Here is a 15343-nt window from a genome sequence, read left to right on the forward strand (position 1 = left end):
GGCTTACTGCAGAACGTCCGCGATCTCGTCGAAGCGCAGGCGCCGCCCGGTGTAGAACGGCACCTCCTCCTTCACGAAGCGTCGGGCATCGGTGTAGCGGAGATCGCGCATGAGATCGACGAGCTCGGTCGGGTCGTCCGCCTCGAGCGGGAGCAGCCATTCGTAGTCGCCCAGCGCGAAGGCCGCGACGGTGTTGGCGATGACACCGGTGAACGCAGCGCCCTTGCGGCCGTGATCGGCGAGCATCTTGCGGCGCTCGGCCTCGTCGATCAGGTACCACTCCGGCGTGCGGACGAACGGGTACAGGCACAGCCAGCCCTTGGCCTCGACACCACGGAGGAACCCCGGCACGTGCGCACGGTTGAACTCCGCATCGCGGTGTACGCCCATGACGTTCCAGACCGGCAGCAGGGTGCGCAGCAGCTCGGTGCGCCGCATGCGCCGCAGGGCCTTCTGCAGGTCCTCGGCGGTCTCGCCGTGCAGCCAGACCATGAGGTCGGCGTCGGCCTTCAGCCCCGAGACGTCGTAGAAACCGCGGACGGTGACGCCGGAGTCCTCGATGTGACCGACGATCGTCTCGAGCTCGGTGGCGTCCGTCTCGACGACGGGCGCATCGGGGTTGCGTCGCCAGACGGCCCAGAGGGTGAAACCGGACGGGTTCTGTTCACTCGCTTCGGACATGCCCCCAGTCTGCCCCTTTCCGGAGCGGGGAGCGAATGCGTGACGGACCGGCCCTTCGACAGGCTCAGGGATCGGCCCGGCAGGCGGGACGAACGCGGGGGCTCAGCGGGCGATGGCCCGCGCGATCGCCCAGACGAGACCGCCGGCGACGGCGGCGACGCCGACGACGGCCGCCACGGCTCCAGCCGGATTGCGGTCTGCGAACGTGCGCGCCCTGGCGATGCCGCGCTGAGATGCCTTCTCGAGCCGGCGGGGCACGTTGCCCTTGATCTCGATGGCGGCGAGCGCCGCCTTCAGCTCGGCTCGCGCCGACTCGACGGGGTCGGTGATCCCGGCCGGGACCGCGGTGCGGGGCAGGGAGTCAGAGCTTGTCATCACCGGCATCCTTCACGATTCGAATATCGGTCGCGACGGCCTGGCCGGGGTTCTCACGGCGCAGCACCTTGCGGAACTTCAGCAGCCCGAACACGACGCACAGCAGCACGCAGACGAGCAGCAGGCCGAGAACGGCCAGCGCGGACAGCCACACCGGCCACCACGACGAGAGCCCGGCGACCGCGAACACGAGGATCATCGGCACGAGCCAGAACAGGAAGAACAGCGCGATGACGAACCAGACGCTGCCGATCCCGGCGTCCTTCGCCGTGCGCGACACCCACGCCTTCGCGGCGTCGATCTCGGCCTTGACGAGCTTCGTGACGAGCTCGGGCAGATCGCCCAGCAGCGTCAGGAGGCTGTCGTCGGCGCGGTCACGGTATCCGCGGACCATGTCAGTTCCCGTTCGTCGTGGTCTTCTTCGCGCCGGTGGAGCGCGTGGTCGTCTTCTTCGCTGCGGACGTCGCGCTCTTCTTCGCCGACGACGCGGTCTTCTTCGCGGCGTCGACGGCGTCTTCGAGAGCGTCCTCGACGTTGCTCGCCGCCTGCTTTCCCGTGGCGATCGCCGAGTCGAGCTTCTCACCGGGGGTGTCCCCGTCGCCGACGGACTTCGCGACCTTGACGACGCCGTTCCAGATCGCTCCGGGAACGGCCGAGGCCTTGGCCCCGACGAACGCCTTCGCCTTCTCGACCTGCCGCTGCACGGGCTCCTGGTTCCAGACCTTCAGCCACTGCTTCTTGATCTGCTCGTACCGTTCGCGTCCGGCGCGCGTGCCGAGAACGTATCCGACGCCGAGTCCGACGACGAGTCCGATCTTTCCCTTCATGCGGGGCTCCCTCACGTTGGTTCCGGTCGAGCCTTCGGCATGCATGCCGTCGGCCAGGGTTCCTAGCGTAACCCCATATGCCGAAAACGGCATCTAAACGTCAGAAGGCGTCCGGGTGATCGTCCTGGCCCCACAGCAGCGACCGGCGCACCCGATCCGCCTCGGCCGTCGCTTCGGGGATGACCTGCGCGAGGCCGGTTCCGGACACCCATGCTCCGACGACGCCGAGGCCCTCCGCCTTCGCGATCGCCGAGCGCAGTTCGCGTCTCCTGGCGGCTGCACCGATCAGCGAGGCGGGCTGCGACTGCGTGAAGCGCGCCCGGTGCGCGGCGACGAGCGACGACGCGGGAAGAGCGACACCCAGCATCGCGGATGCCTCGTCGAGAGCGAGGCGCGCAGCGGTATCGTCGTCGAGTCCTGCCGTGGCCGCCGGCTCGCCCTGAGACCCGAACGACACGCGCACGACGTGACGCCCTCCTGCCGCCTCGCGCAGCCAGCCCCACTTGGCCGTCGCATGCGTGAGCGCCTTGGCGGTGCGGCTGCCGGGAACCGTCAGGACGCCGGTGCCGCGCGGCGCGGCATCCAGTTCCGGGGCTGCGAGCAGCAGGCTCACGATCTCGATCTGCGGCGCCTCGCCCGCTTCTCCGAGGCCGACGACGTGGCCGTCGAGCAGCGCACGCGCGGGGGGTTCTGCGGTGGCGATGATGACGGCATCCGCGGGGAGCGTCTCGTCGGGCAGGTCCTCTTCCGCGTCGTCGCCGACAGCCGGGACCGCCACCGTCCACCCCGCGCCGTCGCGGGCGATGGAGCGCACTGCGGTGCCGGTGCGGACGTCGGCGCCGAGCTCGGCGAGGTCCGCCGCCAGTGCCGCAACGAGCGCCGTCATGCCGCCGGAGATCCCCTCGACCGCCGACCCCGGGGCCTTCTTCGCTCGGTCGGCACGGTCGACGAGCAGTTGTGCGACGCCACCGGAGAGCGAGCCCGTCCTCGTGAGGGCCTCGTTCAGGCCGGGGGCGGCGACCTCGGTGTCGACGTCGTCGGGGTCCGCCGAGTAGACGCCGGCGGTGACCGGTGCGACAAGCAGGTCGCGGACCTTGTGTCCCATGCGCTTCGCGACGAGGGCCCCGAGGCTGTGCTCCTGGCCGATCGTGAGCGGCGGCCGCAGGCGGTCGACGTACGCGCGCCACGCGCCGCCCCAGCCGATGATGCGTCGCACGTCCTCCGCGAACGGGTTCGCCGGGATGCCGAGGATGCCCCCCTTCGGCAGCGGCGCCGAGTCGACGCCGGGCGCTCCGACGAGCCAGGCGCCCGCAGGATTCGGGGTGACGATCCGGTCGTCGAGTCCGAGCTCGACGAGCATCTTCCTGACATGACCGCCGCGGGTCGCGTACGACTCGGCACCGGCATCCACGTTCACGCCGTCGAGCTCCGCACCGCGGATCGCGCCGCCGAGCTCCCCCTCGGCCTCGAGCACGGTCACGCGCATGCCGACCTTCGCGCACTCGCGTGCCGCGACGAGGCCGGCGATGCCGCCTCCGATCACGACGACATGACGGTGCGCGGCACGCGCGGCGAGGTCAGCCGTGGTGTCGGCGGTCATGAGTGCGCGAGCTCGACGATGCGCGTGAGCTGGTCGGGGTCGGTCTCGGGCGGCACGCCGTGACCGAGGTTGAGGATGTGGGCGCGCGCAGCGCGTCCGCGTTCGAGGACGTCGCGCACGTGCGCTTCCAGGATCGGCCACGGGGCCTGCAGCATCGCGGGGTCGATGTTTCCCTGCACGGTGACGTCGGGTCCGAGGATGCCGGCGGCCTCGTCGAGCGGCTGACGCCAGTCGACGCCGACGGCGGATGCCGCACCGTCCAGGCGCATGTCGCCGAGGAACGGTCCGGTGCCGACACCGAAGTGGATGACGGGGAGTCCGAGCCCCTCGACCGCGGCCTTCGAATGCGGGGCGACGTGAGTGCGGTAGTCCGCGGGGCTCAGGGAGCCTGCCCACGAGTCGAACAGCTGCACGGTCGCGGCTCCGGCGTCGCGCTGCGCCTCGAGGAATCGGCGGGAGACGCGGGAGAGCCAGCCGGCGAGCCGGTCCCAGGCATCCGGGTCGGTGTGCATCATGGCACGGGCGCGCAGATGCTCCTTCGAGGGGCCGCCTTCGACGAGGTAGGCGGCGAGGGTGAACGGCGCACCGGCGAATCCGATCAGCGGGGTGTCGCCCAGTTCTGCGGTGACGATGCGCACGGCCTCGGCGATCGCCGTGGTGTCCAGATCGTTCGGATCGATCGCCGTGATGCGGTCGACGTCGGCGGCGGTGCGCACGGGCTCGGCGAAGACCGGACCACGGCCGGGCTCGATCACGACGTCGACGCCCGCCAGCCGCAGCGGGATGACGATGTCACTGAAGAACACCGCGGCATCCACCTTGTGCCTGCGCACCGGCTGCAGCGTGATCTCGGCCGCGAGATCCGGGGTGAGGCAGGCGTCGAGCATCCGGGTTCCGACGCGGAGCTCGCGGTACTCCGGGAGCGAGCGGCCGGCCTGACGCATGAACCAGACGGGGGTCTGCTCGGGTCGGTCTCCGGCGAGCGCGCGCAGCAGCGGGGCGTGAGAGGAAGGCATGAGTCCATCCTCCCATCCGACGCACATGAACCGCCTGTCAGCGGCGGCTCGGCCGGGCGTCCGGCGGAGCGGGCTTACAATAGATGTCGTGCTGCTGTGTCTGACGGCGAGTCACAAGACCGCCTCCTTCGACATGCTCGAACGATTGAGCCGCACCCCTGACGACGTCGCGCCGAATCTCCTGCGCCTGACATCGTGCGTGCAGGGGGCCGTCGTGCTCTCCACATGCAACCGCTTCGAGGCGTACGTCGAGGTCGACGAACCCGTCACCGCCGCTGGCGCCGTGGGCGTCGAGGCAGTGCTCGAGGCGATCGAGCAGTCCACCGGCATCCCGACCGCAGAGCTCGACGGCGCCTACGAAGTGCACTCGGGGCGACGTGTCGCCGAGCACCTGTTCGCGGTGGCATCCGGCCTCGAGTCCGTCGTCCCCGGCGAGGGCGAGATCGCCGGTCAGGTGCGCCGCGCTCTCACGGCCGCGCGCAAGGACGGCACGACCTCTCCCGAGCTCGAGAGGCTGTTCCAGCGGGCGAGCCAGGCGCAGCGCAAGGTCAAGAACGTCACGGCGCTCGGCCGTGCCGGCCGCTCGCTCGTGCGGCTCTCGCTCGAGCTCGCCGACAGCCGCATCGCCGACTGGTCGGCGGAGCGCGTGCTGCTGGTCGGCACCGGCGCGTATGCCGCCGTCACCCTCGCCACGCTCCGCGAGCGCGGGGCCGTCGACATCTCGGTGCACTCGCCCTCCGGTCGCGCGGAGCTGTTCGCGAAGAAGCACGGCATCACCGCCGTCGCGGACGCCGACTACGCGCGCGTCGCATCGCGGTCGACCCTGCTGATCACCTGCACGAACGCCGCCGAGGAGCCCGTCCTCGGTCCGGAGCATCTGCAGGCGCCATCCGCCCCGGTCGCCGTCGGCTGCCCGGTGCACACTGCGAACGCGCACGCACGCTCGCAGCTGGTCATCGACCTGGGGATGCCGCGCAACGTCGACCCCGCCGTCGCGCAGCTCGAGGGCGTCGCCCTGCTCGATCTCGAGACGATCCGCCTGCACGCTCCGCTCGAGGAGCTCCAGGCGACGGATGCCGCCCGCACGATCGTGCGCGATGCAGCAGACACCTTCAACGTGCTCGGCGACCGCCAGAGCGTCACACCGGCGGTCGTCGCGTTCCGCTCGCACATCTTCGCCCTCATGGAGGCCGAGATCGAGCGCGCCCGATCCCGCGGCGACAAGGACGGCCGGGTCGAGCAGGCGATGCGTCACCTCGCCGGCGTGCTCACGCACACGCCGACGACACGGGCGCACGAGCTCGCGGCGGACGGTCGAGGGGCGGAGTTCGTCGCAGCGCTCGAGACGATCTACGGGATCGCGCCGGCCGCCGACGACGACGCGGACGACGTGCGCGCCGCGACGGCCTGATCAGCGACGCCGTCGGCGCAGCCTCGGCACCAGCATCCATGCCGTCCAGCCGATCACCGCGACGGCGAGCACGACGAGCACGACGATCCGCCACGGACCGGGAACGACCGTGGCCGACCAGCCGAGCAGGGGCACGCCGTACCAGAGCCTGCCGGCCGCCTGCCCGCGGTCGATGACGAACGCGTCCGCCCCATCGGCGTCGCCCCGCACGATCAGCGAGGTGCCGTCACCGCCGACCACGCGGCGGATGACGACCGCATCGCGGTCGGAGCCGGGCGTCAGCGCGATGACGTCGCCGACGCCGACGTCCGCCGGATCGACCTGCTGCGTCACGACCAGTGTGCCGCGCGGGATACTCGAAGACATCGCGTCGTCAGCAACGTCGACGGCGCTCGCGCCGGTGATCAGCGGGATGCCCAGCGCCAGCACGGCGGTGAGCACGAGCATTCCCAAGATGCCCGCACTCACGCCATGCCAGAGCGCCACCCCCATCGACCGCAGCTTCGTTTCGGTCGTTGACGGCTGATCCGGTTCCTTCTGCTGCTCGGTCACCGGCTCTGCCTCGTCCCCAGCATTCCGATGCCGGCCCTCGTCGCGGGTATCTCACGAGGAGATCAACGCGGCCCGTCATCGATACTTCGACGATATAGACCTTTGGCCAGGCGGCACTAGGTCTTTCAGCCACCAAAACGGGTGGATGCCGTGTCGGAGGATGCGGTCGCGAGAGCCGATCGCCCCTCGGGGAGGATGCGTGCGATGAAACTGCCGTCCGCCCGGTCGAGTTCTCCGACCAGCCAGGCGCGCAGCCGTTCGAGCACGTCATCATCGATGTCTCGGTCGGCGACGTCATCGATGAGCACGACGTCGACACCGCGCGACCGCGCCCGCGCGGCGGCGGCCGCGACGGCGGGGACGTCGAGGCGCCCGGCGCGGTATCCGTCGCGCAGCGCGCCCTCGTGGACGAGGCACTCAGCGATCTCAGCGTCGGTGAGCGGGGTCCCCTCGCCGATGCGGTCGAGGAGCGGACCGATCGTCGCATCCCAGCCCGCGGTCTTCTCCCTGGCGAGGGTCGTGCCCTCGGCGAGCCAGGCGTGTTCCGTGCTCGCGGCCAGCGTGACAGCCCTGTCCCGCTCGACGTGCCGGTCCAGGCGGCGGATCGAGACGGCGAGCGCGGTCGCCGCGACGACCACGACCACCGCGCGCATGACGGCTGCGCGTATCTCGGTGTACGGTCCGGGGACGACGGCCATCACCGCAAGGGCGACGACCGGCACGAGGAGGACGAGCGCGGTTCGCGGCCGGCTGCGCAGACACAGCATCCCGAGAACGAGGGATGCGCCCACGAGGGGCCACATGCCGGCGAAGGTCGGTGTACCAGCCGTATCGGGAACGGCGACACCGGCGAACATCGTACCGACGGCGGCGATCGCGAGCACCGCAGCGCAGACGACGACACCGGCACGGGCGCGGTCGGCGCGCCAGGAGACGACCACGAAGGCGGCGGCGAGGGCCAGGCCCGCGAGAAGACCGGGCAGCGGATTGCGCAGCCACACGAAGGAGTAGGCCGCGAGGACGAGGTGCCCGGCCGCGAACAGGCCACCGGCGAGGCGCATGTCGCGATCCGGGAGCAGCCCGACCGACGGCGGATGGATGGCAGCGGTCGGGGCTTTCGGCTGCCAGGAGGTGTCGACGACGACGCCGCGGCCCAGCTCGGTGTGCACCTCGGCCAGGCCGCCGACCGATCGGAGCCGGGCGAGGATGCTGACGGCGATCCCGAGCCGACCCGGGGTGACGTCGTGCTTGTCGAACCCGGGGCCGTCGTCGCTCACGGCGACGCGGAACCCGTCGCCGTCGTGCGTCAGCGTCAGGCTGCTCTCGCTCTCCGGGGCATGCACCTGGGCATTGATGAGCGCCTGTTCCGCCGCGCCCGTCATGGCGGCCGCCACGTCGGCGGGCACTTCCGCGGACTGCTCATCCGCGTCCTCCTCGACGAACTCCGCGCCGTGAGTGCGCGCGAGATCCTGCAGCTCGGACCGGAACGCCGAGACCGTGACCGTTCCGGTGTGCGGGGTCGCGAGCGCGGCGAGCGCGGCACGGGCCCGGTGCGCCTGCGCGGCGAGGACCGGCAGCATCTCGGTGGTCGCCCGCGCCGCGAACGCCAGGGTGGCGAGCACCTCATCGTGGACCAGTGCCTGAGCGCGGGCTTCGACATCTCGCCGTGCCGCGCTCTCGGCGTCGCGCACGTCGGCTTCGCGGACGGCCGCCGCCGCAGCATCTGCCCGCCGGGCGCGGCCGAGCGCCGCCCCAGCCAGTGCGCACAGCAGCATGGCCGTCCCCAGCGCCTGCAGATCGTTCGTGATCGCGTTCGCCGTCGTGTCGGCCAGGGCGAAACGCAGCAGGGGGACGAACACGGCGAGCGCGCCGAGCACGATCCAGCCCGCCGTCTGCCCCCAGGCGATCACGGCCGCGAGCACGGCGATCGCGTTGACGGTGAGCACCCAGGCGAGCTGGCCGCTCGCCTCCGATCGGGTGAGCGCGACGACCGGCCAGGCCGACGCGACCAGCAGCAGGTAACCGATCGCCACCGCGCCGTTGAGCAGGCGGATCGCGCGCCGCGAGCACACCAGGGCGACGAGCGCCACGACGATCGCGCCGCCGTAGAGGCACAGGACCGCGCCGTGGAAAGGAAGGGGCAGGGCGAGAACGTTCGGCTGCACGACGACGGTCGCCAAGCCGAGGGCTGCGATCGCTGCGACGGCACCGTTGCCGGCGGTGAGCAGCCGTGCGGTCAGCAGTTCGTGACGGTCGGCCGATCGTTCGCGTGCGCGCTGCGGTCGACCGGCCTCGACCCGGCCATTCATCGCCGTCCTGGCACAGGGAGGAAGCCGTCTTCCACGCCCCGGCGGTACAGCTCGACCTTGGTCGGCGCGGGGCGCCCGAGACGCTGGTAGGCGAGTTTGATGCGCTTGAGGTGGTCGTTGACCGTGTTCTCGCTGATGCCCAGCTGCGTCGCCACCTGCTTGGCGCCGATGCCCGAGGCGTACAGCGCGAGCACATCCCGCTCGCGGTCGGTGAGCGGCGCGCTCTCGAGGTCGGGGTCGGCATCCACGGTCACGGCCCACTCCGCGTCGACGACGAGCTCGCCGCGAGCAGCGCGTGCGATCGCCGCGAGGATCGCGGCCGGCGGAGCGGACTTGCGCACCACGCCGAGGGCGTCGGTGCGCAGCGCCTCTCGGACGAGATAGCGGTCCTCCCCCGACGTCAGGACGAGCACCTGCGCACCGCGGTCGCGCAGGACCTGCACGTTGTCGGCCGGCGCGGTCCCGTCGCGGAGCATGAGGTCGAGCACCACGAGGTCGGGATGCAGATCGCCCTGTCGGAGGGCAGTGACCGACGGCACCGCGCCGAGGAAGGAGAGATCGTCGGACTGCTCGATGAGCGGGCCGATCGCCAGCCCGATGAGCGCGTGGTCGTCGACGATGGCGACGCTGAACCTACCCCCCATGCTCCTTACCTTAGGACAGGGGACGGACCCGCGCACCGGGGGTTGCCACGCGGTGCCACACTGGTGCGATCACGTTCGGGGCGGGCCGCCGGTCACGCACCGTCAACGCCGGCAAGGACCGATGCGATCGCTGCGCGTACGTGCGGCAGGTCGACGTCGACGGTGGCCCACACGGCGTCGTAGTCCGTCGCCTCGTAATGATGCGCGAGCCGATCACGCATGCGCTTGATGCTCGACCACGGAACCCGCGGATTCGCCGTGGTCGTCTCATCGCTGAGCCTCGCGACGTTCTCGCCGATCTTGATGATGATCGACTCGGCTGCGAGCCCCGGTGTGTTGAGCTCGTCGGACACGTACCATTCGCGACCCCGGTCCGCGAGTCGCGCACCGACGTCGCACAACCGCAGGATCTCGCGCAGAGATCGTTCGTCCCGATCGATCACGCAGCCACCGCAGACCGCAGGATCGGGTGGCCCTCGGGGAGACCGCCGTCCGTCACCACGTCGACCGGAACACCGAGCAGCCGTTCAGCGGCGAACCCGAACTCGGCGATCGTCAGCAGCCCGACGTCCGGTGAGCGAGTGACGAGGAGGTCGAGGTCGCTCCGTGCAGTGTCGGTGCCCTGCGGAACAGAGCCGAAGACCCGCAGGTTCGTCAGCCCGTACTGCGCAGCAAGCTCCTTGAGCTCGTCCCGATGCCGGTCGAGTGCTTCATGCGGCAATGGCCGCAACGCCGACCGCAGCCGATCGAGCATCGCCGCAGACGGATTGCGCCTTCCGGACTCGTACGCGGCGATGTTCGGCTGCGCGACACCGCTGCGGAGTGCGAGCTGTGCCTGGCTGAGCCCAGCTCGTTCGCGCAGGTCGCGCAGCGTCTCGCTCATATCATGATGATATCGGGTTGATCGTCGGGCGGGAAGGGAGTCCGATCGACGCGGACGGCTCGCGAGCAGGCCCACGGGGCTACGGACTCGTGAACGGGTTTGCCGCTCCACGGCAACGCCACGCGGTGACAGACTGGGGGCATGGCTCTGCACATCACCGGCGACACGGCAGCCGACGAACTGCTCACGGACAACCCGCTCGCGCTCCTGGTCGGGATGCTCCTCGACCAGCAGGTGCCGATGGAGACGGCGTTCGCCGGCCCGCTGAAGATCGAGCAGCGCACCGGTGCGACCGATGCCGCGGCGATCGCGGGCATGGACCCCGAGGAGTTCCTCGAGGCGTTCAAGCAGACCCCGGCGGTGCACCGCTTCCCCGGGTCCATGGCGACCAGGGTGCAGACGCTCTGTCAGACCCTCGTCGACGACTGGGGCGGGGATGCCGCGGCACTGTGGACCCAGTGCGACCCGGACGGACCGGAGGTGCTGCGGCGCCTGAAGAAGCTGCCCGGCTTCGGCGAGCAGAAGGCGAAGATCTTCCTGGCCCTCCTCGGCAAGCAGTACGGATTCACCGGTGCCGGGTGGCGCGAGGCGGCAGGCGACTACGGCGCGGAGGGCTCGTTCCGCAGTGTCGCCGACATCGTCTCACCCGAGTCGCTCACGAAGGTCCGCGAGCACAAGAAGGCGATGAAGGCCGCGGCGAAGGCTGCGAAGTGAAACCGACCGGCGGCAGCGTCGCCGCGTTCATCGCCGGTGTCACGCCCGCCGTCCGGCGACGGGATGCCGAGACCCTCACTGCCCTGATGCAGGAGATCTCCGGCCGCGAACCGGAGCTGTGGGGCACCATCATCGGGTTCGGCAGCTGCCACTACCGCTACCCGACCGGCACCGAGGGCGACATGCCCGTGCTCGGCTTCGCCCCGCGCAAGAGCGCATCGACCCTGTACCTCGACAGCACCGACCGGCACGCCGCGGCCCTGGCCGAGCTCGGGCCCCACACCACAGGTGTCGGGTGCCTGTACATCAAGGACCTCGAGAAGGTCGATCTGGACGTGCTGCGTCCGATCCTCGAGGACGTCCTGTCCTGGACAGAGGCCGGCGGCGACGAGTACGCCAAGATCACGGTACTGAATTGATCACCGTGCACGACTGAGCCCGGCCGCACACCACCCCGCGAAGGAGCCCCGACGCATGCACGATCAGACCTCGCTCACCGTCGGCCGTGTGAAGCGGGTGCTGAACGAGAGGGTGCGCCCGGCCATCCACTCGGCCCGCGTGCCGCTCGAGATCGCCGCGCATGCCCTACCGGGGGAGCCGATCCCGCCGGCCGAGGGTCTCGCTCTCGAGTTCGCGCCGTTCGAGGCCGGAAGCCCGTGGGGTCCCGCCTGGGGCACGACGTGGTTCCGCGTGCGCGGGACCGTTCCTGCCGAGTGGGCGGGCAAGCGGGTCGAGGCGATCATCGACCTCGGCTTCGATGTGACCATGACCGGCTTCCAGTGCGAGGCGCTCGCCTACCGACCCGACGGCACGCCGGTCAAGAGCCTGAATCCGCGGAACCAGTGGCTGCCGGTCTCGGATGCCGCCGTGGCCGGCCAGTCCGTCGAGTTCTACCTCGAGGGCGCGTCCAACCCGGTGCTGCTCGACCACCACCCCTTCCTGCCCACCCGCGAGGGCGACATCCGCACGTCCTCCCCCGAGCCGCTGTACCGGGTGCGGCACATGGATCTCGCCGTCTTCGAGCCGGAGGTCTTCGAACTCGCCCTCGATCTCGACGTTCTGCTGGAGCTGCAGGCCGAACTCCCCGAGACGGGTCCACGGCGCATGCGCATCCTGCAGGCGCTCGACGACGCGCTCGATGCCCTCGATCTGCAGCGCATCGTCGAGACGGCATCCGATGCCCGCGCCCGCCTCGCCGACGTGCTCGCCGCGCCCGCCGAGACGAGTGCGCACCGCATCGCGGCGATCGGCCACGCGCACATCGACTCGGCCTGGTTGTGGCCGGTGCGCGAGACCATCCGCAAGGTCGCCCGCACGACGGCATCCATGACGGCACTCATCGACGAGCAGCCCGACTTCCTCTACGGCATGTCCAGCGCGCAGCAGTACGCGTGGATCAAAGAGCACCGCCCCGAGGTCTTCGAGCGCGTGCGCGACGCCGTGAAGGCCGGCCGGTTCCTGCCGCTGGGAGGCATGTGGGTCGAATCCGACACCGTGATGCCCACGGGCGAATCGCTCGTGCGCCAGTTCTCGCACGGGCAGCGCTTCTTCGAGCGCGAGTTCGGCCTGCGGTCGAACGGCGTGTGGCTGCCGGACAGCTTCGGTTACTCCCCCGCCCTGCCGCAGCTCATGCGCCGGGCCGGCTTCGAGTGGTTCTTCACGCAGAAGATCTCGTGGAACCAGCGCAACGTCTTCCCGCACCACAGCTTTCTCTGGGAAGGCATCGACGGGTCGCGCATGTTCACGCACTTCCCGCCGATGGACACGTACAACGCGCAGTTGTCGGGCATGGAGGTCGCGAAGGCGGCGCGCCAGTTCCAGGAGAATCGCGTGGCATCCATGTCGCTCGCCCCGGTCGGCTGGGGCGACGGCGGCGGGGGCACGACGCGCGAGATGACCGGCCGCGCCGCACGCCTCACCTCGCTCGAGGGCTCGGCGCAGGTCGAGTGGAAACATCCGGACGCCTTCTTCGCAGATGCCCGCGCCGAGCTGACCGACCCCGCCGTCTGGGTCGGCGAGCTCTACCTCGAGCTGCATCGCGGCACGCTCACGAGCCAGCACGCCACCAAGGCGCTGCACCGCTGGGCCGAACACGCGCTCATCGAGGCCGAGCTGTGGGCGGCGACCGCGTCGGTCCGGTCCGGCGCCGCGTATCCGCACGACGAGCTCGACCGCCTCTGGCAGATCGTGCTGCTGCACGAGTTCCACGACATCCTGCCGGGCACGTCGATCGCCTGGGTCCACCGCGAGGCAGTCGAGGTGCTGTCGCGCGCGCTCGAAGACGCCGAGGCGATCTCCGACGCCGCCCGCCGGACGCTGGCCGGCGAGGGCGACGTCCTGCTGCGCTTCGTGCCGTCGTCGGTCGGCACGGCGGACGGCCGCGGGCCGGCCCTCGGCGCCGCACGGATGCCGGATGCCGCAGGTGCACCCTCCGAGCTCACGGCGCTGCCGGACGGCGGGATGCGCCTCGCGAACGGCGTCGTCTCGGTCGTCCTCTCGCCCGAGGGACTCATCACCTCCGCGATCGACGAGGCGACCGGACGCGAGACGATCCCCACCGGACGCCCCGCGAACCTGTTCCAGCTGCACCAGGACTTCCCGAATCTGTGGGACGCGTGGGACATCGACCGCCACTACCTGGGCCGGGTCGACGACCTCACCGCGGTCTCGTCGCTCACGGCATCCGTCGTCGAGGGCGTCGCGACCGTGGTCGTGAAGCGCGCGTTCTCGCAGTCCACGATCGAGCAGACGATCCTGCTGCAGCCGGGGAGCCGCACGGTGGTGCTGCGCAACGACATCGACTGGAACGAGACCGAGAAGCTGCTCAAGCTCGCCTTCCCGCTCGACCTGTTCGCGCGCGAGACGCTGGCCGAGACGCAGTTCGGGTTCCAGCGCCGCGTGACGCACGTGAACACGAGCTGGGAGGCCGCGAAGTTCGAGACCTCGATGCACCGATTCGTGCTCGCGCAGGAGGATGACGGCTTCGGCGCGGCGCTCGTGAACGACTCGATCTACGGGTACGACACCGTGCGCGAGGTCGACGGCGACGACGTCACGACCACGATCCGTCTGTCGCTGCTGCGCGCTCCGCGCTTCCCCGACCCCGAGACCGACCACGGATCCCATCAGATCGAGATCGGATTCGTCATCGGGGCGGATGCCGAGATCGCCACCGCAGAGGGTATCCGGCTGGGTTCACCGGCGACCCTCGTGCGCGGCGCCCAAGAGGTCGAGCCGCTCGTGACCGTGGCCGGCGCGGGGATCGTGATCAGCTCGGTGAAGCTCGCCGACGACCGCTCGGGAGACGTCATCGTGCGCGTGTACGAGTCGCTCGGCCGACGGACGACCGGGGCGCTGCAGGTGGGCTTCGAGCACACCGGCATCCGCGAGGTGTCGCTCATCGAGGACGATCTGGATGCTCCGCGCACCGGCGCCGACCTGTCACTGAGGCCGTTCGAGATCCGCACGCTCCGCATCGCGCGGGACTGACGGGCCTCCCTCAGCGCGCGCCGTACCGCGTGACGATCTCCTCGGTGAGCGGCGGCCAGATGCGCTTGTGCTCGTCGCCGAAAGGCACGCCGGACAGGAATGCCGCCGCCAGATCGCGGGAGCGATCCACGAAGAAGAAGCTGCCCTGCCCGCCGAAGTGCCCTGCGGTCTCGGGCGGGAAGGAGTCGGCGAGCCAGTGCGGGCTCTTCGCGCCCTTGAGCTCGAAGCCCAGCCCCCACTGGTTGTCGTCGAACGAACCGTAGCCCGGTACGACGCCCTTGAGTCCGGGCTGCGACACCATGAGGGCGAGGTCGCGCAGCTCCACCGGGATCAGGGTCGGGCGCAGCACCTCGCGGCCGAAGATCAGCAGGTCCTCGATCGAGGCGCGGTATCCCGCCGACGGACGGCCCGAGACGACGGCATCCTGCATCCCGAGCGGGCCGGTCACCTCGGCGGCGAGCCACTGGGCGAACGGCATCCCTGCTGCTTCCGCGACGCGCGCGCCGAGCGCGTCGAAGCCGGCGTTCGAGTAGATGCGGCGGGCCCCCGGGGCCGACTGGGTCTGCTCGCCCTCGAACGGCAGGCCGCTGGTGTGATCGAGGAGGTTGAGCAGCGTCGACCCGTCTGGGCCGGCCGGTTCATCGAGGTCGACGAGTTCGCGTTCGACCGCGATCAGCACGCCCCACGCGGTGATCGGCTTCGACACCGACGCGAGCGGGAGCGCCGCGCGCGGGTCTCCCTGCACGGCGAGGGTGCTCCCAGCATCCGTCACGCCCACCAGGGCCGTATGCGGGAACCCCTCGGTGGCGGCGAAAGTCGTCGTCTCCACGCGAAGACCGGCC

Annotated in this window: 16 protein-coding genes; 4 read left to right on the plus strand and 12 right to left on the minus strand. The window is 70.7% G+C overall.

The window, feature by feature from the left end; all coding sequences use genetic code 11:
- Nucleotides 1-3: 3 nt before the first annotated feature.
- The 6 genes from hemQ to hemE all read right to left on the minus strand — a co-directional run bounded on the left by hemQ (nt 4) and on the right by hemE (nt 4499).
- Entirely contained in the window at nt 4-681 is a 678-nt protein-coding gene (hemQ, locus tag AB0269_RS08570; protein WP_366210790.1) for a hydrogen peroxide-dependent heme synthase, read from the minus strand.
- 102 nt (nt 682-783) lie between these two features.
- Nucleotides 784-1056: a hypothetical protein gene (locus AB0269_RS08575; protein ID WP_366210791.1), complete on the minus strand. Its 273-nt coding sequence runs from the start codon at nt 1054-1056 to the stop codon at nt 784-786.
- The gene (locus AB0269_RS08580) at nt 1043-1450 is read right to left on the minus strand and encodes a phage holin family protein (RefSeq protein ID WP_366210792.1); all 408 of its coding nucleotides are present in this window, start codon (nt 1448-1450) and stop codon (nt 1043-1045) included. The genes AB0269_RS08575 and AB0269_RS08580 overlap by 14 nt, the downstream gene beginning before the upstream one ends.
- A gap of 1 nt (nt 1451) precedes the next feature.
- Complete coding sequence (locus tag AB0269_RS08585) at nt 1452-1883, minus strand: hypothetical protein (RefSeq protein ID WP_366210793.1); 432 nt, start codon at nt 1881-1883, stop codon at nt 1452-1454.
- A 100-nt stretch (nt 1884-1983) separates the two neighbouring features.
- A complete protein-coding gene (gene hemG, locus AB0269_RS08590; RefSeq protein WP_366210794.1) occupies nt 1984-3483 on the minus strand; it encodes a protoporphyrinogen oxidase in 1500 nt (499 codons plus the stop codon).
- On the minus strand, nt 3480-4499 hold the full coding sequence (gene hemE / locus AB0269_RS08595; RefSeq protein ID WP_366210795.1) for a uroporphyrinogen decarboxylase: 1020 nt from the start codon (nt 4497-4499) through the stop codon (nt 3480-3482). Before hemE ends, hemG begins: the two co-directional genes overlap by 4 nt.
- A gap of 88 nt (nt 4500-4587) precedes the next feature.
- Here hemE and AB0269_RS08600 point away from each other — a divergent pair, with 88 nt between their 5' ends.
- Nucleotides 4588-5910, plus strand: coding sequence for a glutamyl-tRNA reductase (locus AB0269_RS08600; RefSeq protein ID WP_366210796.1), 1323 nt, complete (start codon nt 4588-4590; stop codon nt 5908-5910).
- Here the strand turns inward: AB0269_RS08600 and AB0269_RS08605 are convergent, their stop codons facing one another.
- From AB0269_RS08605 to AB0269_RS08625, 5 genes are all read right to left on the minus strand, one after another.
- Complete coding sequence (locus AB0269_RS08605; protein WP_366210797.1) at nt 5911-6462, minus strand: hypothetical protein; 552 nt, start codon at nt 6460-6462, stop codon at nt 5911-5913.
- Nucleotides 6463-6587: 125 nt separating this feature from the next.
- A complete protein-coding gene (locus AB0269_RS08610) occupies nt 6588-8771 on the minus strand; it encodes a hypothetical protein (RefSeq protein ID WP_366210798.1) in 2184 nt (727 codons plus the stop codon).
- Nucleotides 8768-9415 carry a response regulator transcription factor gene (locus AB0269_RS08615; protein WP_366210799.1) on the minus strand — a complete coding sequence of 216 codons (648 nt, stop codon included), beginning with the start codon at nt 9413-9415 and terminating at the stop codon, nt 8768-8770. The genes AB0269_RS08610 and AB0269_RS08615 overlap by 4 nt, the downstream gene beginning before the upstream one ends.
- Before the next feature lie 92 nt (nt 9416-9507).
- Nucleotides 9508-9768, minus strand: coding sequence for a HepT-like ribonuclease domain-containing protein (locus tag AB0269_RS08620; protein WP_366210800.1), 261 nt, complete (start codon nt 9766-9768; stop codon nt 9508-9510).
- An 86-nt stretch (nt 9769-9854) separates the two neighbouring features.
- The gene (locus AB0269_RS08625) at nt 9855-10298 is read right to left on the minus strand and encodes a helix-turn-helix domain-containing protein (RefSeq protein WP_366210801.1); all 444 of its coding nucleotides are present in this window, start codon (nt 10296-10298) and stop codon (nt 9855-9857) included.
- A gap of 141 nt (nt 10299-10439) precedes the next feature.
- Here AB0269_RS08625 and AB0269_RS08630 point away from each other — a divergent pair, with 141 nt between their 5' ends.
- From AB0269_RS08630 to AB0269_RS08640, 3 genes are read left to right on the plus strand one after another with little or no spacing between them, the layout of a single operon-like run.
- Nucleotides 10440-11012, plus strand: coding sequence for an HhH-GPD-type base excision DNA repair protein (locus AB0269_RS08630; RefSeq protein ID WP_366210802.1), 573 nt, complete (start codon nt 10440-10442; stop codon nt 11010-11012).
- Entirely contained in the window at nt 11009-11431 is a 423-nt protein-coding gene (locus AB0269_RS08635; protein ID WP_366210803.1) for a DUF1801 domain-containing protein, read from the plus strand. The genes AB0269_RS08630 and AB0269_RS08635 overlap by 4 nt, the downstream gene beginning before the upstream one ends.
- A 55-nt stretch (nt 11432-11486) precedes the next feature.
- On the plus strand, nt 11487-14501 hold the full coding sequence (locus tag AB0269_RS08640; protein ID WP_366210804.1) for a glycoside hydrolase family 38 C-terminal domain-containing protein: 3015 nt from the start codon (nt 11487-11489) through the stop codon (nt 14499-14501).
- A 10-nt stretch (nt 14502-14511) separates the two neighbouring features.
- Here AB0269_RS08640 and AB0269_RS08645 read toward each other — a convergent pair whose 3' ends face one another.
- Nucleotides 14512-15330 (minus strand): serine hydrolase domain-containing protein, encoded by an 819-nt coding sequence (locus AB0269_RS08645; RefSeq protein ID WP_366210805.1) that lies wholly within the window; start codon nt 15328-15330, stop codon nt 14512-14514.
- Nucleotides 15331-15343 lie beyond the last annotated feature (13 nt).

The organism is Microbacterium sp. NPDC077644, from assembly GCF_040702785.1.
Taxonomy (GTDB): Bacteria; Actinomycetota; Actinomycetes; order Actinomycetales; family Microbacteriaceae; genus Microbacterium.

What these genes read in the sequence shown, in the direction of transcription:
- hemQ (WP_366210790.1), bottom strand. Translation starts at nt 681, where the DNA reads ATGTCCGAAGCGAGTGAACAGAACCCGTCCGGTTTCACCCTCTGGGCC.
- AB0269_RS08575 (WP_366210791.1), bottom strand. Translation starts at nt 1,056, where the DNA reads ATGACAAGCTCTGACTCCCTGCCCCGCACCGCGGTCCCGGCCGGGATC.
- AB0269_RS08580 (WP_366210792.1), bottom strand. Translation starts at nt 1,450, where the DNA reads ATGGTCCGCGGATACCGTGACCGCGCCGACGACAGCCTCCTGACGCTG.
- AB0269_RS08585 (WP_366210793.1), bottom strand. Translation starts at nt 1,883, where the DNA reads ATGAAGGGAAAGATCGGACTCGTCGTCGGACTCGGCGTCGGATACGTT.
- hemG (WP_366210794.1), bottom strand. Translation starts at nt 3,483, where the DNA reads ATGACCGCCGACACCACGGCTGACCTCGCCGCGCGTGCCGCGCACCGT.
- hemE (WP_366210795.1), bottom strand. Translation starts at nt 4,499, where the DNA reads ATGCCTTCCTCTCACGCCCCGCTGCTGCGCGCGCTCGCCGGAGACCGA.
- AB0269_RS08610 (WP_366210798.1), bottom strand. Translation starts at nt 8,771, where the DNA reads ATGAATGGCCGGGTCGAGGCCGGTCGACCGCAGCGCGCACGCGAACGA.
- AB0269_RS08615 (WP_366210799.1), bottom strand. Translation starts at nt 9,415, where the DNA reads ATGGGGGGTAGGTTCAGCGTCGCCATCGTCGACGACCACGCGCTCATC.
- AB0269_RS08625 (WP_366210801.1), bottom strand. Translation starts at nt 10,298, where the DNA reads ATGAGCGAGACGCTGCGCGACCTGCGCGAACGAGCTGGGCTCAGCCAG.
- AB0269_RS08630 (WP_366210802.1), top strand. Translation starts at nt 10,440, where the DNA reads ATGGCTCTGCACATCACCGGCGACACGGCAGCCGACGAACTGCTCACG.
- AB0269_RS08640 (WP_366210804.1), top strand. Translation starts at nt 11,487, where the DNA reads ATGCACGATCAGACCTCGCTCACCGTCGGCCGTGTGAAGCGGGTGCTG.